The organism is Paenibacillus oleatilyticus (assembly GCF_018998565.1).
GTDB classification, from domain to species: Bacteria; Bacillota; Bacilli; order Paenibacillales; family NBRC-103111; genus Paenibacillus_G; species Paenibacillus_G oleatilyticus.
This window is the reverse complement of sequence record NZ_JAHNZO010000098.1, coordinates 1-419: the sequence shown is the minus strand read 5'-3', so window position 1 is coordinate 419 and position 419 is coordinate 1. Positions and strand designations below refer to the sequence as shown.

2 protein-coding genes are annotated in these 419 nt (G+C 59.2%); both read left to right on the top strand.

Annotation, left to right across the window (positions count from 1 at the left end; translation table 11 throughout):
- A partial coding sequence (locus KQX66_RS38845) for a sensor histidine kinase (RefSeq protein ID WP_216798397.1) occupies positions 1-210 on the top strand: 210 nt, incomplete at its 5' end.
- Positions 188-419, top strand: a 232-nt coding sequence (locus KQX66_RS38840; RefSeq protein WP_284439885.1) for a TrmH family RNA methyltransferase, incomplete at its 3' end; no start/stop codon positions are given. The genes KQX66_RS38845 and KQX66_RS38840, both read left to right, overlap by 23 nt.

The following is a 419-nucleotide window of genomic DNA, read 5'->3' as shown; positions in this document are numbered from 1 at the left end:
GGCCTTGGTCTGGCGATCGTCGAGGCGGCGGTCAATCAGCATCGCGGCTGGGTGAAGGCCGAAGACAGCCCGCTTGGCGGTCTGCGGCTGGTGCTGTGGCTGCCGCTGCATCATCAACGCCTATCGTCTAAGACAGAACAGGAAGAGTTTGCTATCCTTCGCCCCTCGTTCACGAGGGGCCTGCAACATGCTGAACATCGTTTTATTTGAACCCGAAATTCCACCCAATACCGGCAATATCATTCGCCTGTGCGCCAATACCGGCTTTAATCTGCATCTGATCGAACCGCTGGGTTTTCCGTGGGACGACAAGCGTCTGCGCCGCGCCGGGCTGGATTACCATGAGTTCACCCGCGTCCACCGTCATGCCGACTACGCCGCTTTTCTCGCCGCCGAGGATCCGCAACGGCTGTTTGCTC